The 21,822-nt window shown below is 72.2% G+C and carries 16 protein-coding genes; 8 read left to right on the top strand and 8 right to left on the bottom strand.

The window, feature by feature from the left end:
• The first annotated feature begins 65 nt into the window (after positions 1-65).
• The gene (gene alc, locus C3486_RS23405) at positions 66-1,211 is read left to right on the top strand and encodes an allantoicase (RefSeq protein WP_103834729.1); all 1,146 of its coding nucleotides are present in this window, start codon (positions 66-68) and stop codon (positions 1,209-1,211) included.
• Positions 1,212-1,389: 178 nt separating this feature from the next.
• Here the strand turns inward: alc and pepN (C3486_RS23400) are convergent, their stop codons facing one another.
• Positions 1,390-3,963, bottom strand: coding sequence for an aminopeptidase N (gene pepN, locus C3486_RS23400; protein ID WP_103834728.1), 2,574 nt, complete (start codon positions 3,961-3,963; stop codon positions 1,390-1,392).
• Positions 3,964-4,128: 165 nt separating this feature from the next.
• On the opposite strand from pepN (C3486_RS23400), the gene C3486_RS23395 reads away from it, so the two are divergent.
• A complete protein-coding gene (locus C3486_RS23395; protein WP_103834727.1) occupies positions 4,129-4,650 on the top strand; it encodes a DUF1203 domain-containing protein in 522 nt (173 codons plus the stop codon).
• Positions 4,651-4,726: 76 nt separating this feature from the next.
• Here C3486_RS23395 and C3486_RS23390 read toward each other — a convergent pair whose 3' ends face one another.
• Positions 4,727-5,758 carry an aspartate-semialdehyde dehydrogenase gene (locus C3486_RS23390; protein ID WP_103834726.1) on the bottom strand — a complete coding sequence of 344 codons (1,032 nt, stop codon included), beginning with the start codon at positions 5,756-5,758 and terminating at the stop codon, positions 4,727-4,729.
• 289 nt (positions 5,759-6,047) lie between these two features.
• On the opposite strand from C3486_RS23390, the gene C3486_RS23385 reads away from it, so the two are divergent.
• The 3 genes from C3486_RS23385 to C3486_RS23375 all read left to right on the top strand — a co-directional run bounded on the left by C3486_RS23385 (position 6,048) and on the right by C3486_RS23375 (position 9,951).
• On the top strand, positions 6,048-6,644 hold the full coding sequence (locus tag C3486_RS23385; RefSeq protein ID WP_258052959.1) for an HPP family protein: 597 nt from the start codon (positions 6,048-6,050) through the stop codon (positions 6,642-6,644).
• 304 nt (positions 6,645-6,948) lie between these two features.
• Positions 6,949-8,685, top strand: a complete 1,737-nt coding sequence (locus C3486_RS23380; protein ID WP_103834725.1) for a TIGR03767 family metallophosphoesterase — start codon at positions 6,949-6,951, stop codon at positions 8,683-8,685.
• A 111-nt stretch (positions 8,686-8,796) separates the two neighbouring features.
• Positions 8,797-9,951: a serine hydrolase gene (locus C3486_RS23375; protein ID WP_103834724.1), complete on the top strand. Its 1,155-nt coding sequence runs from the start codon at positions 8,797-8,799 to the stop codon at positions 9,949-9,951.
• Positions 9,952-10,030: 79 nt separating this feature from the next.
• Here the strand turns inward: C3486_RS23375 and C3486_RS23370 are convergent, their stop codons facing one another.
• Both C3486_RS23370 and pepN (C3486_RS23365) read right to left on the bottom strand, forming a co-directional pair.
• Complete coding sequence (locus C3486_RS23370) at positions 10,031-11,146, bottom strand: hypothetical protein (RefSeq protein ID WP_103834723.1); 1,116 nt, start codon at positions 11,144-11,146, stop codon at positions 10,031-10,033.
• Positions 11,147-11,271: 125 nt separating this feature from the next.
• Entirely contained in the window at positions 11,272-13,908 is a 2,637-nt protein-coding gene (gene pepN, locus C3486_RS23365) for an aminopeptidase N (protein ID WP_103834722.1), read from the bottom strand.
• A 149-nt stretch (positions 13,909-14,057) separates the two neighbouring features.
• Here pepN (C3486_RS23365) and C3486_RS23360 point away from each other — a divergent pair, with 149 nt between their 5' ends.
• Positions 14,058-14,696: a DsbA family protein gene (locus C3486_RS23360; RefSeq protein WP_103834721.1), complete on the top strand. Its 639-nt coding sequence runs from the start codon at positions 14,058-14,060 to the stop codon at positions 14,694-14,696.
• Positions 14,697-14,874: 178 nt separating this feature from the next.
• On the opposite strand, the gene C3486_RS23355 is transcribed toward C3486_RS23360, so the two are convergent.
• The 3 genes from C3486_RS23355 to C3486_RS23345 all read right to left on the bottom strand — a co-directional run bounded on the left by C3486_RS23355 (position 14,875) and on the right by C3486_RS23345 (position 18,718).
• Positions 14,875-15,522 (bottom strand): superoxide dismutase, encoded by a 648-nt coding sequence (locus C3486_RS23355; protein WP_103834720.1) that lies wholly within the window; start codon positions 15,520-15,522, stop codon positions 14,875-14,877.
• Positions 15,523-15,694: 172 nt separating this feature from the next.
• A complete protein-coding gene (locus C3486_RS23350) occupies positions 15,695-17,119 on the bottom strand; it encodes an amino acid permease (protein ID WP_103834719.1) in 1,425 nt (474 codons plus the stop codon).
• 177 nt (positions 17,120-17,296) lie between these two features.
• Positions 17,297-18,718: an amino acid permease gene (locus tag C3486_RS23345; RefSeq protein WP_103834718.1), complete on the bottom strand. Its 1,422-nt coding sequence runs from the start codon at positions 18,716-18,718 to the stop codon at positions 17,297-17,299.
• A gap of 278 nt (positions 18,719-18,996) precedes the next feature.
• On the opposite strand from C3486_RS23345, the gene C3486_RS23340 reads away from it, so the two are divergent.
• The gene (locus tag C3486_RS23340; RefSeq protein ID WP_103834717.1) at positions 18,997-19,596 is read left to right on the top strand and encodes a biotin transporter BioY; all 600 of its coding nucleotides are present in this window, start codon (positions 18,997-18,999) and stop codon (positions 19,594-19,596) included.
• A 201-nt stretch (positions 19,597-19,797) separates the two neighbouring features.
• Here C3486_RS23340 and C3486_RS23335 read toward each other — a convergent pair whose 3' ends face one another.
• Positions 19,798-20,358 (bottom strand): hypothetical protein, encoded by a 561-nt coding sequence (locus C3486_RS23335; RefSeq protein WP_258052958.1) that lies wholly within the window; start codon positions 20,356-20,358, stop codon positions 19,798-19,800.
• A 172-nt stretch (positions 20,359-20,530) separates the two neighbouring features.
• Between C3486_RS23335 and C3486_RS23330 the strand changes: the two genes are divergently transcribed.
• Positions 20,531-21,822, top strand: a 1,292-nt coding sequence (locus tag C3486_RS23330) for a protein kinase (protein ID WP_374936910.1), incomplete at its 3' end; no start/stop codon positions are given.

Here is a 21,822-nt window from a genome sequence, read left to right as displayed (position 1 = left end):
AAGTCGTTGGTGTGCGCACACACTCCGGTGAGTGCGCTCCCACCCCCGGACGACGAAGGGCAGAGATGACCACCACCCCGGCCGCCTCCTCCACTGATCCGCACGCCAACGACGCCGCTCCGTACGGCGGTGGCGACCCCTACGCCGACTACCGCGGCGGGGACTTCGCCTTCACCTCGCTCGTCGACCTCGCCGACCGCCGCTTCGGCGCCGGAGTGATCGCCGCGAACGACGAGTTCTTCGCGGAGCGCGAGAACCTGCTGAAGCCGGAGCCCGCGGTCTTCGACCCGCACCACTTCGGCCACAAGGGCAAGATCATGGACGGCTGGGAGACCCGGCGCCGCCGCGGCGCCGACGGTGACCACCCCTTCCCGACCGACGACGAGCACGACTGGGCCCTGATCCGCCTCGCCGTGCCCGGCGTGATCCGCGGCGTCATCGTCGACACCGCCCACTTCCGCGGCAACTACCCGCAGCAGGTCACCGTCGAGGCCACCTCCGTACCGGGCAGCCCGAGCCCGGAGGAACTGCTCGCCGACGACGTGAAGTGGGAGGAGATCGTCCCCCGCACGCCGGTGCGCGGCCACGCCGCCAACGGCTTCGAGGTGACCGCCGAGCGCCGCTTCACCCACCTCCGCCTCAAGCAGCACCCGGACGGCGGCATCGCCCGCTTCCGCGTGTACGGCGAGGTCGTGGCCGACCCCGAGTGGCTGGAGCTGCTCGGCACCATCGACCTGGCGTCGGTGCTGAACGGCGGCGCGGTCGAGGACGCCTCGGACCGCTTCTACTCCTCGCCCACCCAGATCATCCAGCCCGACCTCTCCCGCAAGATGGACGACGGCTGGGAGAACCGCCGCCGCCGGGTCAAGGGCACCAACGACTGGGTCCGCTTCCGCCTCGCCGCGCAGGGCGAGATCCGCGCGATCGAGATCGACACGGCGTACCTCAAGGGCAACTCGGCGGGCTGGGCCGCGCTGTACGGCTGTGACGGCACCCCGGAGGACGAGTCGTCCTGGTTCGAGATCCTGCCGAAGACGAAGCTCCAGCCCGACACCCCGCACCGGTTCGCGCTGCCGCGCCGGGTCACCGCCACCCACATCCGGCTGGACGTCTTCCCGGACGGCGGTCTCGCGCGGATGCGCGTGCACGGTGAGCTGACCGAAGCGGGCCGCGCGGAGCTGCGCCGCCGCTTCGACGAGGTGAACGGCTGACGCCGTTCCGTACGACTCGCCCGGCGGACGGCTGCGGTTGCGCGCCGACGCCGGGCGGTATCACCACGCCGACGCCGGGGCGCCATCCGTTTCTGCGCGACCGTCCCGCCGTCTCGGTTGCTCGCGCAGTTCCCCGCGCCCCTCCAGGGCGCGGGGAACCGGGCGCTCAGCGCCCCTGTCAGCCCGCGGCAGCCGCGGCGTCCGCTGCCTGGGCCTTGAGGGCGCGCTCGATGCCGGCACGGTTCTCCGTGACCAGGCGGCGCAGGGCCGCGCTGGGCTCGGCCGAGGCCAGCCACGCGTCCGTCGCGTCCAGGGTCTCCTGCGAGACCTGGAGCGAGGGGTAGAGCCCGACCGCGATCTGCTGCGCCATCTCGTGGCTGCGGGCCTCCCACACACCCTTCAGCGCGTCGAAGTACTTCCCGGTGTACGGGGCCAGCAGCTCGCGCTGGTCGGTCTGGACGAAGCCGCCGATGACGGCCTCCTGCACGGCGTTCGGGAGCTTGTCCGAGTCCACGACCGATGCCCAGGCCTCGGCCTTGGCCTCGGCGGTCGGGCGGGCGGCGCGGGCGGTCGCGGCGTACCGCTCGCCCGCCGAGGTCCGGTCCCGCTCCAGCTCGGCCGCGATGGCCTTCTCGTCCGCACGGCCGGTGGCGGCCAGCCGCTGCAGCAGCGCCCAGCGCAGCTCGGTGTCGACGGCGAGGCCGGTGATCTCCTCGGTGCCGTCCAGCAGGTTCTGCAGCAGGTCCAGCTGCGCGGTCGTACGGGCCGTGGCGGCGAACGCGCGGGCCCACGCGAGCTGGTGGTCGCTGCCGGACTCGGCGGCGCGCAGCTGCTTGAGGCAGGCGTCGGTCCACTTCGCGAGGCCGGTCTCGCGCCAGTCCGGCGCTGCGTACAGCTCCAGCGCCAGCTTGACCTGCCGCTGGAGGGACTGGACCACGCCGATGTCGGACTCCTTGCCGATGTTGGCGAGCACCAGCTCCAGGTAGTCGCGGGTCGCCAGCTCGCCGTCGCGGGTCATGTCCCAGGCCGAGGCCCAGCACAGCGCGCGCGGCAGCGACTCGGAGAAGTCACCGAGGTGCGCGGTGACGGTCTTCAGCGACTCCTCGTCCAGGCGGACCTTGGCGTACGAGAGGTCGTCCTCGTTGAGAAGGACGACCGCAGGGCGCGGGGTGTTCGCGGGGAACGGCACCTCGGTGCGCTCGCCGTCCACGTCCAGCTCGATCCGGTCCGAGCGGACCAGCCTGCCGTCCTTGAGGTCGTAGCAGCCGACCGCGATGCGGTGCGGGCGCAGCACCGGCTCGCCCGTGGCGCCCTCGGGCAGTGCGGGCGCCTCCTGGCGGATGACGAGGGAGGTGACGTTGCCCGCGGCGTCCGTCTCGATCTCCGGGCGGAGGACGTTGATGCCGGCGGTCTGCAGCCACTTCTTCGACCAGGTCTTCAGGTCGCGGCCCGAGGTCTCCTCCAGCGCGCCGAGCAGGTCCGAGAGCCGGGTGTTGCCGTAGGCGTGCCGCTTGAAGTACGCCTGCACGCCGCGGAAGAACTCGTCCATGCCGACGTACGCCACGAGCTGCTTGAGCACGCTGGCGCCCTTGGCGTACGTGATGCCGTCGAAGTTGACCAGCACGTCGTCCAGGTCGCGGATCTCCGCCATGATCGGGTGCGTCGACGGCAGCTGGTCCTGCCGGTACGCCCAGGTCTTCATGGAGTTCGCGAACGTGGTCCAGGAGTGCGGCCACTTGCTGCCCGGCGCGTACGCCTGGCAGGCGATGGAGGTGTACGTGGCGAACGACTCGTTCAGCCACAGGTCGTTCCACCACTCCATGGTGACCAGGTCGCCGAACCACATGTGGGCCAGCTCGTGGAGGATCGTCTCGGCACGCACCTCGTACGCGGCGTCGGTCACCTTGGACCGGAAGACGTACTGGTCGCGGATGGTCACCGCGCCGGCGTTCTCCATCGCGCCGGCGTTGAACTCCGGCACGAAGAGCTGGTCGTACTTGGCGAACGGGTACGCGTAGTCGAACTTCTCCTGGAACCAGTCGAAGCCCTGCCGGGTGACCGCGAAGATCTCCTCGGCGTCCAGGAACTCGGCGAGCGAGGGCCGGCAGTAGATGCCCAGCGGCACCCGCTGCCCGTCCTTCTCGTAGGAGCTGTGCACGGAGTGGTACGGGCCCACGATCAGCGCGGTGATGTAGCTGGAAATGCGCGGCGTGGGCTCGAAGGACCAGACGTTGTCCTTCGGCTCCGGCGTCGGGGAGTTGGACACCACGGTCCAGCCCTCCGGGGCCTTCACGGTGAACCGGAAGGTCGCCTTGAGGTCGGGCTGCTCGAAGTTGGCGAACACCCGGCGCGCGTCCGGCACCTCGAACTGCGTGTAGAGGTACGCCTGCTGGTCCACCGGGTCGACGAAGCGGTGCAGGCCCTCACCGGTGTTGGTGTAGGCGCAGTCCGCCACGACCTTCAGCTCGTTGCGCCCGGCCCGCAGGCCCGCCAGCGCGATCCGCGAGTCCTGGAACACCGCGGCGGCGTCCAGCGCCGTGCCGTTGAGCACCACCTCGTGCACGGTGGGGGCGATCAGGTCGATGAACGAATCCGCCCCGTCCTCGGCCACGTCGAAACGCACCGTGGTCACGGACCGGAATACGCCCCCCTCCTGCGCGCCGCTCAGATCCAGATCGATCTCGTACGCGTCGACGGTCAGCAGGCGCGCCCGCTCCTGCGCCTCTTCGCGGGTCAGATTCGTGCCAGGCACGCGGTCATCTCCTTCGCATCGGACGTTTCGCCCATCCTTCCACGGTGCCGGGGGCCCACGGCGACCGGTATTTCCGGGAGCCGCCGTGGCGGCGGCTCCGGAGCCGGGGAGTGTGGTGTCCGTTTTCCGCCGGACGTGGGGGAGCGGGGCGCGCAGGCTGGGGGCATGAGCAGGTATACGCCGCGTCCCCTTGACGCCCTCGCACTGAAGGAACTGCGTACCGCCGACGACGCCGGGCGGCCTCCGCGGCCGTTCGTGGCGTCCGAGGACGGCAGGCCCGTCGCCTGTGTCGGCAGTCCGCTGCGCTGCTGTCTGCGGCCCGTCCGGGCCGGTGAGCGGGTCGCGCTCGTCTCCTACGCGCCGCTGCGCCGGTGGGCCGCCGCGACCGGGGCCGAGCCGGGCGCTTACGACGAGGCCGGGCCGGTGTTCGTGCACGCGGAGGAGTGCGGCGGGCCGGCCCCGGACGCCACGGGCTACCCGTTCACCCGTCCCGGCGCGCTGCGGGTCCTGCGGCGGTACACCGCGGCCGGGCACATCGCGGGCGGGCGGCTGCTGGAGCTGCCCGAGGACGCCGAAGCGGCGCTCGACGCCGCGCTGGACGAGGCGTTCGCCGAGCCGGAGACCGCGCTGGTGCACGTACGGGCCGTCGAGTACGGCTGCTTCCACTTCGAGGTGCGCAGGCCGTGAAAGCGAGGGGTGCCCGTACGGAGATCCGTACGGGCACCCCTCGGTGCGGGCGTCAGCCCGTGAGCTCGGCCTCGGGTCAGCCCTTGAGCTCGGCCGCGACCAGCTCCGCGATCTGGACGGCGTTGAGCGCCGCGCCCTTGCGGAGGTTGTCGTTGGAGAGGAAGAGCGCCAGGCCGTTGTCGACCGTCTCGTCCTTGCGGATGCGGCCGACGTAGGACGGGTCCTGGCCGGCGGCCTGCAGCGGGGTCGGCACGTCGGAGAGGGCCACGCCCGGCGCGCCGGCCAGCAGCTCGGTCGCCCGCTCGGGGCTGATCGGGCGCTCGAAGCGCGCGTTGACCTGGAGCGAGTGGCCGGAGAAGACCGGGACGCGCACGCAGGTGCCGGAGACCTTCAGCTCGGGGATCTCCAGGATCTTGCGGCTCTCGTGGCGGAGCTTCTGCTCCTCGTCGGTCTCGTTGAGGCCGTCGTCCACGATGGAGCCCGCCATCGGCAGGACGTTGAACGCGATCGGGCGGACGTACTTGTTCGGCGCGGGGAACTCCACCGAGGAGCCGTCGTGCGTCAGCTTGGTCGCGTCCTGCTCGATGGCCTTGCGGGCCTGCTCGTCCAGCTCCTCGACGCCGGCCAGGCCGGAGCCGGAGACCGCCTGGTACGTGGCGACGACCAGCGCCGTCAGCCCCGCCTCGGCGTGCAGCGGGCGCAGCACGGGCATGGCGGCCATCGTCGTGCAGTTCGGGTTGGCGATGATGCCCTTCGGGCGGTCGGCGACCGCGTGCGGGTTCACCTCGGAGACCACGAGGGGGACCTCGGGGTCGCGGCGGAAGGCGGAGGAGTTGTCGATCACGACCGGGCCGGCCGCTGCGACCTTGGGCGCCAGCTCCTTGGCGGTCGCGCCGCCCGCGGAGAAGAGGACGATGTCCAGGCCCGAGTAGTCGGCCGTCGCCGCGTCCTCGACCGTGATCTCGGTGTCCTGCCACGGGAGCGTGCGGCCGGCGGACCGGGCCGAGGCGAACAGCCGGAGCTGCTCCACGGGGAAGTTCCGCTCGGCGAGAATCCCTCGCATCACACCGCCGACCTGGCCGGTGGCTCCGACGATTCCGATCCTCATGGCACTCCTTCTAGGGGACTGGCGACGATTTCCGAAAGGAAACCCTGCTCAGAAGTCCCTCCATCATGCGTGTGACACCCGTCGCCCTGTCCAATCCGTTTCACGGAGTGGAGCGGACTGGAGCGGAAAACAAATCTTGCCATGCGGACAAGTGACTTCTGAGTCGCTACTGCCCTCCCATAATCTCCTACCCGAAGGACAGTGCGAAGGTCACAACGAGGTGCCGACGCGAAGACCGTGCATTCCGGTACCGAACGGGGCGTAGAGCCCCCAGAGAGGCCCTGCTCCTGTGACCGCCCCTGCCCCTGCCGTCGCCGACCCGGAGACAGACACCCCCGGCCCCGCCGCTGCCGCCACTCCCGCCGCCGTTCCCGCAGCCGCCGGTTCCGCGCGTGCCCTGCGCTCGGCGGCGCCCCCGCGGCCCCGGCCGCTCGCCCTGCTGGCCGCGACCGTCGCGGTGGCCGTCGCGCTGTTCGTGCTGGCCGGGACCGGTGCCCTGGTCCGGCACCCCGTCCTCATCCCGCCGCTCGCCGCCAGCGCCGCGCTGATCGCCGGCGCACCGGCGCTCCCGCTCGCGCAGCCGCGCAGCATCATCGGGGGCCACCTGCTGGCCGCCGGCGCCGGGTTCCTCGTGGTGGCCGTCGCGGGGGCCGGCGTCTGGAGCGCGGCGGCGGCCGGCGCGCTGGCCTTCGGGGCGACCTCCGTGGCCCGTACGCCGCACGCGCCCGCCATGGCCACGGCCGCGATCGTCGGCTTCCAGGGGCCCGAGCCGCTGTCCTTCCTCGCCCTGCTGACCGCCGCCACGGTGCTGCTGGCCGCCGTCGGCGTCTGCGTGCACCGCTTCGGCGGCCGCGGCGCCCGCAGGTATCCGACGTACTGGTGGTGAACCCCACACCGCGCGCCCGGGTGCCGCGCCCGGCGCGCCGGTGAGGTGACGCACTCCCCGCGTCCGCCCGTGCGCGACGGGTTACCCCGTGAGGTGAACGCCACATGACGCGCGGCTGCCCGGTCCGCGAGCGTCCCGTTGCGGGCGGACCACGCCAGGACCCGGCCGTGATCCCTGTGCGGAGATCGGTGGCCCGCGTTGTGGTCATGTTCACGCACAGTCCACCCCCGGTGCGAAACATCCCCGGTGAGGGGCGGCCGGCCCGCCCCCGACACCACCGCGTCCGCACCCGGGGAGTTCGCGCATGTCCCGCATCCGGTCCGCCGCCGCCACCCTCGACCGCCGTACGTTCCTCGCCGCCACCGGAGTGGCCGGCGCCGCCGCCGGGGCCGGACTCACCCTCGGACTGACCGGCAGGACGGCCACCGCCGTGCCGGCCCAGGCCGGGCCGCCGCCCTTCGCGCCGCAGCCGGTGGCGGCGCCCGCCGTACCGCCCGTGCCGTTCCAGCGCGGCACCACCCTGCACTCCGTCGCCACCCCGCGCGGCACCACCGGCTACCGCCGCCTCGGCGACGGCCCCGCCTGGTCCCGGGTGGTCCGCACCGAGCTGGCGTCGGCGCGCCCCGGCCGGGACGAGCGGCGCACCACGCTCGCCTCCTTCGTCCAGTTCACCGACCTGCACCTGGTCGACGTGCAGAGCCCGCTGCGGTACGAGTACCTGCGCGCGCAGACCGCGAGCGCCTGGCGGCCCCAGGAGGCCCTGTCGGTGGCCGGTCTCGTCTCACTCATCGAGCGGGTCAACGCGCTCGAGGGCGGCCCCGCCACCGGCTCGCCGCTCGCCTTCGCGATGACCACCGGCGACAACACCGACAACAACTCCAAGGTCGAGCTGGACTGGTTCCTCGCCGCGATGAGCGGCGGCCGCATCGTCCCCAACACCGGCGACCCCCGGCACTACGAAGGCGTCCAGGACAGCGGCCTGAAGCTGTACTGGCAGCCGGGCAGCGACCTGCGCGACGCCGACAAGCAGCTCGGCTTCCCGCGGCTGCCCGGCTTCCTGGACGCCGCGATCCGCACCGTGCACAGCCCCGGCCTGGACATCCCCTGGTACAGCACGGTCGGCAACCACGACCAGCTGCCCGGCGGCTGCTACGCGCCGGACGACTCCTACTGGACGGAGGTCGCCACCGGCGGCCGGAAGCTGGAGACGCTGCCGGCGGACGAGGCGGAGCGGGTCTGGAAGGCCGTGAAGAAGGGCCTCGACCCCACGGGCGCCGACTTCAAGGCGCTGATGAAGGCGAACCGGCGGCACACCCGGCAGGTCACGCCCGACCCGCGGCGCGCGCCCTTCACCCGCGCCGAGTACGTCCGGGCCCATCTCGACCCGGCCTACACCGGCGCAGGGCCGCACGGCCACGGCTTCACCGAGGCCAACGTGCACGAGGACCGGCTGTACTACTCCTTCAAGGTCTCCGACGACGTGATCGGCCTCAGCCTGGACACCACCGACCCCGGCGGCCACTACACCGGCTCCGTCGGCACCGCCCAGCTGCGCTGGCTGGAGCGGCAGCTGAAGGAGCACAAGGACTCCTACGTACTGGTCTTCAGCCACCACACCAGCAAGACCATGAACAACACCCGCCCGGACCCGGCGCGCCCCGACGAGGGACGGCACGGCGGCGACGAGCTGGTCCGGCTGCTCTCCGCCCACCGCAACGTTCTGGCCTGGATCAACGGCCACAGCCACAAGAACGACATCACCGCGCACGACGGCTTCTGGGAGGTCTCCACCGCCTCCCACATCGACTTCCCGCAGCTCGCGCGGGTGATCGAGGTGGTGGACAACCACGACGGCACGGTCTCGCTCTTCACCACGCTCGTGGAGTCCGCCGCACCGCACCGCACCGACTTCCACGACCTCTCCCAGACCGGCCTCGCCGCCCTCTACCGGGAGCTTTCCTTCAACGCGCCCGAGGCCCGCACCGACCTGGCCGGGCAGCCGGGCGACCGCAACACCGAACTGGTCCTCAAGCGTGGCTGATTGACGCTCAACCCCCGGCGCCCCCTCAACCCCGCATCCCGCGCCCGGGTCCCCCTCACCGACCGCAGCCGGCAGCAGGCGCCACCGGCGCCGCAGTGAGGGGGAACGACGATGAGGGCACGGATCGCACTGGCGGGGGCGCTGGCCGCCGCCGTCGCGGGCACGGCACTGTTCACCGCGCCCGCGGCCACCGCCGCCGGGCCGGGCCACGACGGCCACCGGGGCACCAGGGCGGCGATGGACGCACAGGTCGCCAAGGGCGTCCCCGGCGTGATCGGCCGGGTCACCGAGGACGGGAAGGTGTGGAAGGCCAGCTCCGGGGTGGGCAACACCGGCACCGGACAGCCGCGCGGCGCCGACGACGCCTTCCGCGTCGGCAGCATCACCAAGACGTTCGTGGCCACCGTCCTGCTCCAGCTGGAGGCCGAGCACCGGCTGAGCCTGGACGACACCGTGGAGCACTGGCTGCCCGGCGTCGTACGCGGCCACGGCCACGACGGCCGCCGCGTCACCCTCCGGCAGCTGCTCAACCACACCAGCGGCATCCGCGACGTCTTCGAGGCGGAGGAGTTCCGCGACAAGGTCACCGGGCCGGGCTTCCTGAAGCACCGTTACGACACCTGGACACCGCGGCAGCTGGTCCGGCTCGCCATGAAGGGCGCGCCCGCCTTCGAGCCGGGCACGTCCTGGAGCTACTCCAACACCAACTACGTACTCGCCGGCATGGTCATCGAGAAGGCCACCGGAAAGCCGTACGGAAAGGAGGTCGAGCGCCGCGTCCTGAAGCCGCTCGGGCTGCGCCACACCGTCGTGCCCGGCACGGACCCGCGGATGCCCGGGCCGCACGGCATCGCGTACTCCAAGCTGCTGGCGGAGAAGCCGGGGCCCGAGGTGTACGACGCCACCGAGCTCAATCCCTCGCTCGCCTCCTCGGCCGGCGAGATGATCTCCACGGCCGGCGACCTCAACCGCTTCTACCGGGCGCTGCTGCGCGGCGAGCTGTTCCCGCATCGGCAGCTCAAGGAGATGCTCACCACCGTTCCGGCCGGTGAGGTGGGGCCGGGCATCCGGTACGGGCTCGGCCTGATGACACAGAAACTGTCCTGCGGCGTACGGCTGTACGGCCACGGCGGCGGCATCCACGGCTCGTCCTCCGAGGCGGTCAGCACCCGCGACGGCCGGCACACCGCGGCGTTCAACCTCAACGCCGACTGGACCGGTGACAGCGTGGACATGGTGGAGGCGGAGTTCTGCGGCGGGAAGTGACGTCCAACGGCCCGCACGGGGCCTGACGCCCGCGGGGGCGGGTCCGGCACCGGGCCCGCCCTCCCGCCGTCCGCAGGCCCTACTTCGGCAGCACCGCCACGTACGCGCTGGGCTCCCGGTCGGCCGCCGCCATCAGCGCCGTCCGCACCACCGCCGCCTGCTGCTCGGGCGCCTCCCGCAGCTTCTTCGGCGTCACCTGCACGACCGTGATGCCCAGCCGCTCCAGCCGCTCACGGGTGCGGGTGTGCTCCGGCCACAGCGTCTGGTCGGCGTACTTCGGGGACCGCGCGTCGATCGTCAGCGCCACCGCCTGCACCGGCCAGAAGGCGTCCACCCCGCCCAGGTAAGGACCGCCCGGCAGCCGCAGGTCCACGTTCCACACCGGGTCCGGCAGCCGGTGGTCCCGCACCAGCGCGTACAGCATCCCCTCGGCGAGCGCCCGGCCCTCCGCCAGCAGGCCGTCCACCGCGTCCATCACCTGCGGCTTGCCCAGCAGCCGTGCCCGGCTCAGCTCCCGCACCACCGCGGTCGGGTCGCAGTGCCCGCCGCGCACCGCCTCGCTCAGCAGCCGGCGGATCGCCGTCGGTCCGCCCACCGCCTCCAGCGCCGTCATCTCGCTCTCCCCGAACCCGGAACGGGTGGTCTGCGGGCCGGTCAGCCGGGCCACCGCGTCGGCCAGCGCCCTGGGCACCGGGGCGACCGGCAGCCCGCTGACCTCGACCGCGGGCGGCGGCGTCTGGGCCCGTACGACCTGCGCGAAGCCCGTCGAGCGCAGCCGCCGGGAGCGCGGCACCAGCACCTCGATGCGGTCCAGGGACAGCAGCGGGGGAGCGGAGGAGAAGCGGTGCAGGGCGAGCGCCGCCAGACCGGTGATCATCGCCTCGGGCTCATGACGGTCGGCGCCGCCCTGGGGTGGCACGGCCGGTTCCCCGTCGGGGCCCGTGGACGCGGCGGGGGTGCGCCGGGCCGCGTACAGCAGGACGGCGTGCAGCCGTTCCTCGCTGGTGGGCGGCCCGGGGTGGAGCAGGTGGACCCCCGGCAGGATCTGCTGCCAGGGGCCGCCGGGCCGGCACCGCTCGGCGAGGTCGGACGGCGCGATGCCGTGCTCGCGCAGCTGCCGGGCGGTCAGGACGCGGTGCCGTACGTCGGCGAGGTGGTGCAACGGGCGGGGAGAGAGCGGGGTGTTGTGGTTCATGTCACCGCCCTTTCCCTCGCCCGAGCCGCCCCCTAACCGCTGTTACCGATCCGTCGACGTTTCCGCACAACCACGTCCTAAAGTACGAGCGTTCGACGGCCGATAAGTGCTGGTACTGCCTCGGGTTACGGCCTGCCGCCGACCTTTGCGTCACAACCCTGTGCCCGCAGCGCCCGCGCGAGATCGTCCCGCGACTCCGACACCAGGCGGCGCAGCGCGGGCGGCGCGTCCGGGTGCCCGATGAGCCAGGCGTCGGCCGCGTCCAGCGTGTCCGGGCTGCTCTGCAGCGCGGGGAAGAGGCCCCGGACCACGGCCATGCCGATCTCGATCGACCGGTCCTGCCAGACCGTGCGCAGCGCGTCGAAGTACTTCGGCGCGTACGGCGCGAGCAGGTCCCGCTGGCCCGGCTGGTCGAAGCCCGAAATCGTCGCCTCCACCAGGGCGTTGGAGAGCGCGTCGGACTCCACCACGTCCGCCCAGGCACGCGCCTTGACCTCGGCCGAGGGCCGCGCCGCCAGGCAGCGGACGTGGTGCCGCTTGCCGGACGCGGTGTCGTCCCGGGCCAGTTCGGCGTCGATGCGCCGCTCGTCGGCGATGCCGTTGGCGGCCAGCGGCTCCAGGAACGCCCAGCGCAGCTCCTGGTCCACCACCAGCCCGTCGATCTTCGCGGTGCCGTCCAGCAGCCCGTTCAGCAGCTGAAAGTCGGCCTCGGTGGAGGCGACGGACGCGAAGAAGCGGGCCCAGGTCAGCTGGTGGCCGCTGCCGGGCTCGGCGAGCCGCAGCTCGCGCAGCGCCCCCTGGGCCAGCTGCTGGGCACCGGTCTCCCGCCACTCGGGCGCCGCGTAGTGGTGCAGCGCGGTACGGGCCTGCGCGTGCAGGGTCTGCAGCACGCCGATGTCGGACTCCCGGCCGGCGAACCGCAGCACGATGCCGAGGTAGTCGCGGGCCGGCATCAGCCCGTCCCGGGTCAGGCCCCACAGCGCGGACCAGCACAGGGCGCGCGCCATCGGGTCGGTGATCTCGCCGAGGTGGCCGCGCAGGGTCTCCAGCGACCGCTCGTCGAAGCGGACCTTGCAGTACGTCAGGTCCTCGTCGTTCACCAGGATCAGGTCGGGGCGCTCGGCGCCGGCCAGCTCCTCGACGGCCGTGCGCTGCCCGGAGACGTCCAGCTCGGCACGGGCGTACCGGACCAGCGCGCCGTCCGCGTCGCCCCTGCGGTACAGGCCGACCGCGACCCGGTGCGGCCGCAGCTCGGGCCGGGCCGGGCTGGCCTCCTGGAGGACGGACAGCTCGGTGATGCGGTCCTGCGCGTCGTAGGTGACCTGCGGGGTCAGCGCGTTGACGCCGGCCGTCTGCAGCCAGGAGCGGGACCAGGCGGCGAGGTCGCGGCCCGAGGTCTCCTCCAGCGCGGTCAGCAGGTCGGCCAGCGTGGTGTTGCCGTACGCGTGGCGCTTGAAGTAGCGCCGCGCGCCGTCCAGGAACGCGTCCCGCCCGACGTACGCCACCAGCTGCTTGAGGACCGAGGCGCCCTTGGCGTAGGTGATGCCGTCGAAGTTGAGCTTGGCGTCCTCCAGGTCGCGGATGTCCGCGGTGATGGGGTGGGTGGAGGGCAGCTGGTCGGCGCGGTACGCCCACGCCTTGCGGCCGTTGGCGAAGGTGATCCAGCCGTCCTTGAAGCGGGTGGCCTCGGCCAGCGACAGCGCGCCCATGAAGTCCGCGAAGGACTCCTTCAGCCACAGGTCGTCCCACCACTCCATGGTGACCAGGTCGCCGAACCACATGTGGGCCATCTCGTGCAGGATGACGTTGGCCCGCCGCTCGTACGACGCCTGCGTGACCTTGCCGCGGAAGATGAACTCCTCGCGGAAGGTGACGCAGCCCGGGTTCTCCATCGCGCCGATGTTGTACTCGGGCACGAACGCCTGGTCGTACTTGCCGAAGGGGTACGGGTAGTCGAAGTGGTCGTGGAAGAAGTCCAGGCCCTGCTTGGTGACGGTGAAGACGTCGTCGGCGTCGAAGTGCCGGGCCAGGCCCTTGCGGCAGAGCGCGCCGAGCGGGACCTCCAGCTCGGTGCCGTCCTCGAACGTACGCCGGTAGGTGTCCGAGACGTAGTGGTACGGGCCCGCGACGACGGCGGTGATGTACGTGGAGATGGGCTTCGTCGTGGCGAAGCGGTGCACCGGGCCCACCCGTCGCCCACCACCGCCCTTCAGCGGATGCGCTTCGCGCGCCCCTTCGGTTTCGCCCTCCTCGGCGCCGTTGCTGAGCACGACCCAGCCCTCGGGCGCGGTCACCTCGAAGGTGAACGGGGCCTTGAGATCGGGCTGTTCGAAGTTCGCGAAGACCCGGCGGGCGTCGGCCGGCTCGTACTGCGTGTAGAGGTAGACCTCGCCGTCCTCGGGGTCGACGAAGCGGTGCAGGCCCTCGCCGGTGCGGCTGTAGGCGCACTGCGCGTCCACCACGAGGACGTTCTCCGCGGCCAGGTCGGGCAGGGCGATCCGGGCGCCGTCGAAGACGGTGGCGGGGTCCAGCTCGCGGCCGTTCAGGGTCACCCGGGTGACCTCGGGCGCGATCAGGTCGGCGAAGGTGTCGGCGCCGGGCCGGGAGGAGCGGAAGCGGATGGTGGTGACGGACCGGAAGGTGCGCGCCGCCTCGCCCTCGGCCACGGCCGACCGCAGGTCCAGCGCCACCTCGTACCCGTCGACGGCCAGCAGCCGGGCCCGCTCGCGGGCCTCGTCTCGGGACAGATTCTCACCGGGCACGACGTGACTCCTTCGTCTTCGCGTTCGTCTTCGTGTTCGTCTTCTTGGCGATCTCTTCGTCTCGCATATCGAACACTGGGAATCATGGCACGGGGCGCCGCGGTTGAACCGGCTGCCGACCCGCCCTTCCGATCCTCGTAGGAGAGACCATGTCCGACACCGGCAAGACCCCGGCAGACTTCTGGTTCGACCCGCTGTGCCCCTGGGCCTGGCTGACCTCCCGCTGGATGCTCGAGGTGGAGAAGGTCCGCCCGGTGGAGGTCCGCTGGCACGTGATGAGCCTGGCCGTGCTGAACGAGCCCAAGCTGGACGAGCTGCCCGAGGCGTACCAGGAGATGATGCGGACCGAGGCGTGGGGCCCGGTCCGGGTCTGCATCGCGGCCGAGGAGAAGTACGGCAGCGAGGTCCTCGCCCGGCTCTACACCGCGCTCGGCACCCGTTTCCACAACCAGGGCCTGCCGCGGAACCGCGAGACGATCCTCGCGGCGCTGGAGGACGCGGGCCTGCCCGCCGAGCTGGCGGACGCGGCGGACACCGACGCGTACGACGAGCGGCTGCGCGCCTCGCACAAGGAGGGCATCGACCTGGTCGGCCAGGAGGTCGGCACCCCGGTCATCGCCGTCCCCGGTGCCGACGGCGAGCAGATCGCCTTCTTCGGCCCCGTCGTGACCCCGTCCCCCAAGGGCGAGGAGGCCGCCAAGCTCTGGGACGGCACCCTGATGGTCGCGTCCATCCCGGGCTTCTACGAGATCAAGCGCACCCGCACGGCAGCCCCGAGCTTCGACTAGCGCCCCACCAGGGGCGCGGGGAACTGCGCGACCGGCCACGACGCACCCGCAGCCCTTACAGAGACAGAACCGCCCCCGCGAGTCACGTCCTCGCGGGGGCGGTTCCTTTTGTCCGCCTGCCCGGTGAAAGGTGAGAAGACGATCACGAGGCAGGCCGCTCAATCGGCGCCTTCGGCGCCTACGGCGCCAGCAGCAGGTTGTTCGCGCGCTCCTTCGCGGCCGCGTACCGCTTGGCGACGTCCTGCCAGTTGACGACCTGCCACATCGCCTCGATGAAGTCGACCTTCTGGTTCTTGTACTGGAGGTAGAAGGCGTGCTCCCAGGCGTCGAAGACCAGGATCGGGACCGAGCCCTGGCCGACGTTGCCCTGGTGGTCGTAGACCTGCTCGACGATGAGGCGGCCGGTGACCGGCTCGTACGCGAGGACGCCCCAGCCGGAGCCCTGCGTGGTCGCCGCGGCCTTCGTCAGCTGGGCCTTGAACTTCGCGAAGGAGCCGAAGCCCTCCGCGATCGCGTCGGCCAGCTCGCCCACGCCGTCCACGGCCAGCGGCTCGCCGCCGCCGTCCTTCGGGCCGGTCATGTTCTGCCAGTAGATGCTGTGCAGGATGTGGCCCGACAGGTGGAAGGCCAGGTTCTTCTCCAGGCCGTTGATCGAGCCCCAGGCGTCCTTGTCGCGCGCCTCGGCCAGCTGCTCCAGCGTGTCGTTGGCGCCCTTCACGTAGGCCGCGTGGTGCTTGTCGTGGTGCAGCTCGATGATCTCGGGGCTGATGACGGGCGCCAGCGCCGAGTAGTCGTAGGGGAGTTCAGGAAGTGTGTACGTCGCCATGTGCGCCGAGCCTCCAAGCTGCTACAGCAGTAGTTGCAAGTAAGTTGCAAGAGCAGGCTAACAGCAGGTGAGGGTGGAGGCAGGGCAAGGGGGAGGGGCCGGTCCGAAAGACGGAGGCGGGGCGGGACCCCGGTAGGAGTCCCGCCCCGCCTCTCGCGGAAGCCGCCGCCGCTCAGTCGCGGGCGACCGCCTTCTGCCGTACGAGCCCGATCACGGTCAGCACCACGGCGAAGCCGCCGGTGAAGTACAGCTGGATGCGCTGGGCCTCGTCCCGCAGCATCAGCAGCAGCACGACGGCGATGCCCGCCAGGGCCACCCAGGTGAGGAAGGGGAAGGCCCACATCCGCACGACCAGCTTCTCGGGCGCCTCGCGCTCCAGCCGGCGGCGCATCCGCAGCTGGGCCACCGCGATGAAGCCCCAGACCACCAGGACCGCGGCGCCGACCATGTTCAGCAGCCACTGGAAGACGGTGTCCGGCCAGACGATGCTGAGCACCACGGTGAAGAAGCCGAAGACCGAGCAGAGCAGCACGGCGCGCCGCGGCACGCCGCCGCTGACCTTGCTCAGGAAGCGCGGGCCCTGGCCGCGGGCGGTGAGCGAGTACGCCATCCGGGAGGAGCCGTAGATGTTGGCGTTCATCGCGGAGAGGAGGGCGACCAGGATGACCACGTTCATGATCTGCCCGGCCGCGGGGATCTTCAGGTAGTCCAGGACGGCGACGTACGGGCCGGTCTTGGTGATCTCCGGCGCGCTCCACGGGATGACCGTCACGATGATCGCCATCGAGCCGACGTAGAAGAGGGCGATGCGCCACATCGCGGTGCGCACGGCGCTCGCCACGCCGCGCACCGGGTCCTTGGACTCGGCGGCCGCGATGGTCACCGTCTCCAGGCCGCCGTACGCGAAGACCGAGGCGAGCAGGCCGACCATCAGGCCGTCCACGCCCTTGGGGAGGAAGCCGCCGTCACCGGTCAGGTGCGTGGCGCCGGGCGCGTCCGTGCCGGGCAGCACGCCGAAGATGGCGAGCAGGCCGAGGACGAGGAAGATGCCGATCGCGGCGACCTTGAGGGTGGCGAACCAGAATTCGAACTCACCGAAGTTGCCGACCGCGGCGAGGTTGGTGGCGCAGAAGATCACCATGAAGAGCAGGACCCACATCCACGGCTCGGTGCCGGGGAACCAGCCCACCATGATGTCGGCCGCGCCCAGCGCCTCGGCGGCGACGGCCACGCAGAGCAGTGCGGTGAACATCCAGCCCGCGGTGAAGCCGGCCCAGGAGCCGATCGACCGCTCGGCGTGCACGGAGAAGGAGCCGGAGGCCGGGTTGGCCGCGGCCATCTCGCCCAGCATGCGCATGATCAGCATGACCAGGCAGCCGGATATCGCGTAGGCGATGACGATGGAGGGGCCGGCCGCGGCGATGCCCGCGCCGGAGCCGACGAAGAGTCCGGCACCGATCACGCCGCCCAGCGCGATCATCGACAGATGGCGCTGCTTGAGCCCGTTGGACAGCGAGGTGCCGCCGTCCGGTCCGGCGCTCGCGGCCCGGTCGGCCGGCTCGCGCTCGGGCGCGGTGGACGAAGGTGTCCGATTCATGGTCGTACCTGTCCCAAAGGTGAGAGCGGAGCTGAGGCGGATCCGAATAAGCCCGCTCAGTTTGGGTGGGGCGTCCGCTCAGGACAACAGTCGTGCACTTGTTGTTCGATATTCAGACTGAATCGTGACCGACCGCGCTCGAGGCGTGATCCACAGCGACAGAGGGTGACGGGCGTCTCACCCGCGGCGCCGGTCGCGCACCTCGCGCGCGCCCGCGATCAGCAGCACCAGCACGGTCGCCCCGGCCGACCACAGCAGCTGCGGACGGGCCCCGTCGTCGAAGAGCATCAGCCCGATCACGGCCGCCATGGCGGCCAGCGCCACCCAGGTCAGCCAGGGGAATCCCCACATACGCAGGGTGAGCTTCGAGGGGGCCTCGCGCTCCAGCCGGCGGCGCAGCCGCAGCTGCGAGACGGCGATCAGGCCCCAGACGAAGAGCAGTACCGCACCGACGGCGTTGAGCAGATACAGGAAGACCGAATCCGGCCACTTCAGATTGAGCAGGACCGAGATGAAGCCGAAGGCGACCGAGGCCAGGACGGCCCGGCGCGGCACCCCGCCGCCCGACACCTTCAGCAGCCCGCGCGGCGCCTCGCCCCGCTCGGCCAGCGAGAACACCATCCGCGACGAGCCGTAGAGATTGGCGTTCAGCGCGGACAGCAGCGCCACGAACACCACCACGTTCATGATCTGGCCCGCGCCCGGCACGCCCAGCCGGTCCAGCACCGCCACGTACGGGCTCTTGCCCGGCTCGATCGAGGACCACGGCAGGAGCGCCACGATGACCAGCATCGAGCCGACGTAGAAGAAGAGGATCCGCCAGACCGCGCTGCGCACCGCGCGGCCCACCGCGCGCGCCGGGTCGTCGGACTCGGCAGCCGCGATCGTCACGACCTCCAGGCCGCCGAACGCGAACACCACGGCCAGCACCCCGGAGATCACCCCGGACCAGCCGTTCGGCAGGAAGCCGCCGTCACCGGTGAGGTGTGCGAGGCCGACCGGGTCCCCGTCGTACCCGCCCGAGGCCGGCAGCACCCCGAAGATCGCCAGCAGCCCCAGGACCAGGAAGAGCACGATCGCCCCGACCTTGAGCGTGGCGAACCAGAACTCGAACTCGCCGAAGTTGCGGACCGCGGCCAGGTTGGCGCCCGTGAAGAAGAGCATGAAGATCAGCACCCAGCCCCACTGCGGGACCGCGGGCACCCAGCCGTTGGCGATCTGCGCCGCGCCGGTCGCCTCGACGGCGAGCACGACCACGAGCATGAACCAGTACAGCCAGCCCACGCTGAACCCCGCCCAGCGGCCCAGCGCCCGCTCCGCGTGCACCGAGAACGCGCCCGAGGCGGGCATCGCCGAGGACATCTCACCCAGCATCCGCATGATCAGCATGGCCAGCGCGCCCGCGATCAGATACGAGAGCGCGATGCCGGGTCCCGCCACCTTGATGCCGGCACCGGACCCCACGAACAGGCCGGCGCCGATCACGCCGCCCAGGCCCAGCATCGTCAGATGCCGCTGCTTCAGTCCGCCGGACAGGGGTTCGCCGCTGTCCGCGCCACCGGTCGGGCCGGTGCCGGAAGCGGTCGGTGCGTCGTGCATGCGCTTGTACTTCTCACGGGAGACATTGGGGAGACTCCACAGTGTCCCCGGCCGGACCGCGCTAGCACAAAATGCCCGCACGAGCCGCGGACATGCCGTGATGAGCATCACGTGACCTGGCGAAACGGCCGATCTTCCGGTCCGGCACCGGACGTGGGAGAAAAGCGGAAGCCACCAAGTGCGGTGTGACGCGTTTGTCGCTGCCGCACGATGATCAGCTGACCGTCACTGGACTAAGTTCGATCCGTCCCTGTCGTTTCCCACCCAGCGGAGTTCCGATGAGCCTTGCCGCCGCCTCCATCCGCCCGGGCGCTGTCCTCGCCGACCTGCTGCCCGCCGCCACCGCCCCGCGCGCCCGCGTCCGCGACGCCGCGCTGGTCCTCGGCGGCGCCGCGCTCACCGGCGTGGCCGCCCAGATCGCCGTCCCCGTCCCGGGCTCCCCGGTCCCGGTGACCGGCCAGACCTTCGCCGCGCTGCTCGTCGGCGCCTCGCTCGGCGCCGGCCGGGGCTTCCTCTCGCTCGCGCTGTACGCCGTGGCCGGCGTGCTCGGCGTGCCGTGGTTCGCGGGCGCGCAGTCCGGTGCGGGCGGCGCCTCCTTCGGCTACGTGCTCGGCATGCTGCTGGCCGTCACCGCCGTCGGCGCGCTGGCCCGGCGCGGCGGCGACCGCGGGGTGCTGCGCACCGCGGGCACGATGCTGGTCGGCGAGGCGCTGATCTACGCGGTCGGCGTGCCGTTCCTGGCGCTGTCCACCGGCATGTCGCTGGGTGCCGCCGTCGCGGCCGGCCTGGTGCCGTTCCTGGTCGGGGACGCACTGAAGGCCGTACTGGCCATGGGCGCGCTGCCGGCCGCCTGGAAGCTGGCGGGCCGCCGCGACTGAGGCCGCGGCCTCGCGTACGGCCGGGCCCCGCACCCTCCTTCAGGGGGTGCGGGGCCCGCGCCGTTTCCGGTTGCGGCGGCCCCGGCGGGTGCGGCCGGGCTCGTACGGCCACGGGTGCGGCGGGCTCGTACGGGCGGCGGGGCCCGTTGCGGGCGACCGGGTCCGCACGGGCGGCGGGCAACGGCGGCCGGGGCCGTACGGTCAGCGGCGGCCGGGCCGACGGGACGTGAGCCACATCCCGGCGCCGCCCGCCGCCAGCAGCGCCGCGGCGAGGCCGGCCATCGGCAGCACCGGAGCCCCCGTATTGGGCAGCTCCTTCTCCGGTGGCTTCCCTGGCGGTGCCGGGCTGGTGTGCGGCGCGCCCGCGGGCACGTTCACGGTGCCGAGGAGCAGCGGGGTGTCGGGCGCGTCGGGCGTCGGCTCGGTGGTGCCGAAGTCGACGGGCCCCTGCTGCCACAGCAGTGTCTTCGTATTGCCCAGCAGCACCGGCAGACAGATTTTCCCCCGCTTTTTCAGATCGAATGTCGCACTGACGTCGTACGTACGGTGCTGACCGGCGGCCAGCCGGTCGACGGCGCACGAGAAAGCGCTGTTCGCTCCTTTCGGGAGTTTGCCCTGCGGTACGGCTGCGCAGCCTTTGACGGCCGTGATTTTCATGCCGCCGAATCCGACGACCAGCAGGTGCACGGTGCCGGTGGTCCGGCTGCCCCGGTTGGTGATCCCGGCGGTCAAGGACGTTTTGCCCGAGTGGTTGTCCACCATGATCCGCTGCGGGAGTTCCGTGGTCACGCGGTATCCGGACGGTGAACCGGCACCGGGCGAGCCGCCCCGCCCGCTGCTCGGCGTCGGCTCGTGCGCCTGCGCCGCGGCACCCAGCGGCACCAGCAGGCTCCCCGTGAGAACGGCGACGGCGGCCGCTCTGCTTCCCCGGCGAATGCTGTGCATTTCTCGTCCCCCCTATCTGCATCGCCTTTCGAAGGTATTTGATGGGTACCACAAGATTCCGCAGGCCCTGTGGGGGGCGGGCATGGTGGGGAATTCGGACAGCGTGCGCCGGGAGCAGTGTGCGGCAGGCCGTTACCGGCTTTCGGAATTGATCGGTCGTGGTGGAATGGGGCGGGTCTGGCGCGCTCGTGATGAAATGCTCGACCGGTGGGTCGCGGTCAAGGAGATCCGGATCGACGAACTCGCCGGGGAGAGCGGCCGCATCCAGCGCGAGCGCAGCCTTCGGGAGGCCCGCGCCACGGCCCGCATCGACCACCCGCACGTCGTCCGCGTCTACGACGTGGCCGAGGAGGGCGACCGGCTGTGGATCGTCATGCAGCTCGTCCAGGCGCCCTCGCTGGAACACGTGCTGTCCGAGGGGCGGCGGCTCGGGCCGGGCGAGGCGGCACGCGTCGGCCGCGGCTTGGCCGCCGCGCTCCGGGAGGTGCACGCGGTGGGCGTGCTGCACCGGGACATCAAGCCGGGCAACGTCCTGATCGACGCGCGCGGCGGGGTGGTGCTGACCGACTTCGGCATCGCCGCGATCCAGGACGCGGCCGCGCTCACCATGGCCGGGGTGCTGGTCGGCTCGCCCGACTACATGGCGCCCGAGCGCGTCGAGGGACGCGAGCAGGGCCCGCCGTCCGACCTCTGGTCCCTCGGCGCGACGCTCTGCGCCGCGCTCGCCGGGGAGTCGCCGTTCAGCCGCGCCTCGACGCTGGCCACGCTGCACGCCGTGCTGTACGAGGAGCCGGAGATCCCCGCGGCCGCCGGCCCGCTGACCGGCATCCTGACCGCGCTGCTGCGCAAGGACCCGCGGGACCGTCCCACGGTCGAGGAGGTCGACGCGGCCCTGGCCCCCTTCGCCGCCCCGCCCCCGGCCCAGCTCCCCGACACGGCCCCGCCGCACCGCACCCCCACGGTGATCGACCCCCGGGCGTCGGAGGTACCGGCACCGGGGGCTGCCGCTACGGAGGCGCCGGGGCCCGAGGCCGCCGAGTCGGGGCCGGAGACTGCCGAGTCTGGCCCCGAGGCCGCCGCGCCGGTTGCCGCCGGAACGGACGTACCGGCCCGGGACGCCCGGATACCGGATGCCCGGATACCGGACGCATGGGTGCCGGACGCACCGTCACCGGAAGAGGAGCCGGTACCGACCGCCGAGCCGGAGCCGCGAGCCGTACGGGAGCCGGAGCCGCGAGCCGTACGGGAGCCGGAGCCGCAAGCCGGGCGGGAGCCGGAGCC

Origin of the sequence: Streptomyces sp. Ru73 (genome assembly GCF_002920575.1) — a bacterium.
Classification (GTDB): domain Bacteria; phylum Actinomycetota; class Actinomycetes; order Streptomycetales; family Streptomycetaceae; genus Streptomyces.
This window is presented reverse-complemented; position numbering and strand designations above follow the sequence as displayed.

What these genes read in the sequence shown, in the direction of transcription:
- alc (WP_103834729.1), top strand. Translation starts at nt 66, where the DNA reads ATGACCACCACCCCGGCCGCCTCCTCCACTGATCCGCACGCCAACGAC.
- C3486_RS23395 (WP_103834727.1), top strand. Translation starts at nt 4,129, where the DNA reads ATGAGCAGGTATACGCCGCGTCCCCTTGACGCCCTCGCACTGAAGGAA.
- C3486_RS23390 (WP_103834726.1), bottom strand. Translation starts at nt 5,758, where the DNA reads ATGAGGATCGGAATCGTCGGAGCCACCGGCCAGGTCGGCGGTGTGATG.
- C3486_RS23380 (WP_103834725.1), top strand. Translation starts at nt 6,949, where the DNA reads ATGTCCCGCATCCGGTCCGCCGCCGCCACCCTCGACCGCCGTACGTTC.
- C3486_RS23375 (WP_103834724.1), top strand. Translation starts at nt 8,797, where the DNA reads ATGAGGGCACGGATCGCACTGGCGGGGGCGCTGGCCGCCGCCGTCGCG.
- C3486_RS23370 (WP_103834723.1), bottom strand. Translation starts at nt 11,146, where the DNA reads ATGAACCACAACACCCCGCTCTCTCCCCGCCCGTTGCACCACCTCGCC.
- C3486_RS23360 (WP_103834721.1), top strand. Translation starts at nt 14,058, where the DNA reads ATGTCCGACACCGGCAAGACCCCGGCAGACTTCTGGTTCGACCCGCTG.
- C3486_RS23355 (WP_103834720.1), bottom strand. Translation starts at nt 15,522, where the DNA reads ATGGCGACGTACACACTTCCTGAACTCCCCTACGACTACTCGGCGCTG.
- C3486_RS23350 (WP_103834719.1), bottom strand. Translation starts at nt 17,119, where the DNA reads ATGAATCGGACACCTTCGTCCACCGCGCCCGAGCGCGAGCCGGCCGAC.
- C3486_RS23345 (WP_103834718.1), bottom strand. Translation starts at nt 18,718, where the DNA reads ATGCACGACGCACCGACCGCTTCCGGCACCGGCCCGACCGGTGGCGCG.
- C3486_RS23340 (WP_103834717.1), top strand. Translation starts at nt 18,997, where the DNA reads ATGAGCCTTGCCGCCGCCTCCATCCGCCCGGGCGCTGTCCTCGCCGAC.
- C3486_RS23335 (WP_258052958.1), bottom strand. Translation starts at nt 20,358, where the DNA reads ATGGTGGACAACCACTCGGGCAAAACGTCCTTGACCGCCGGGATCACC.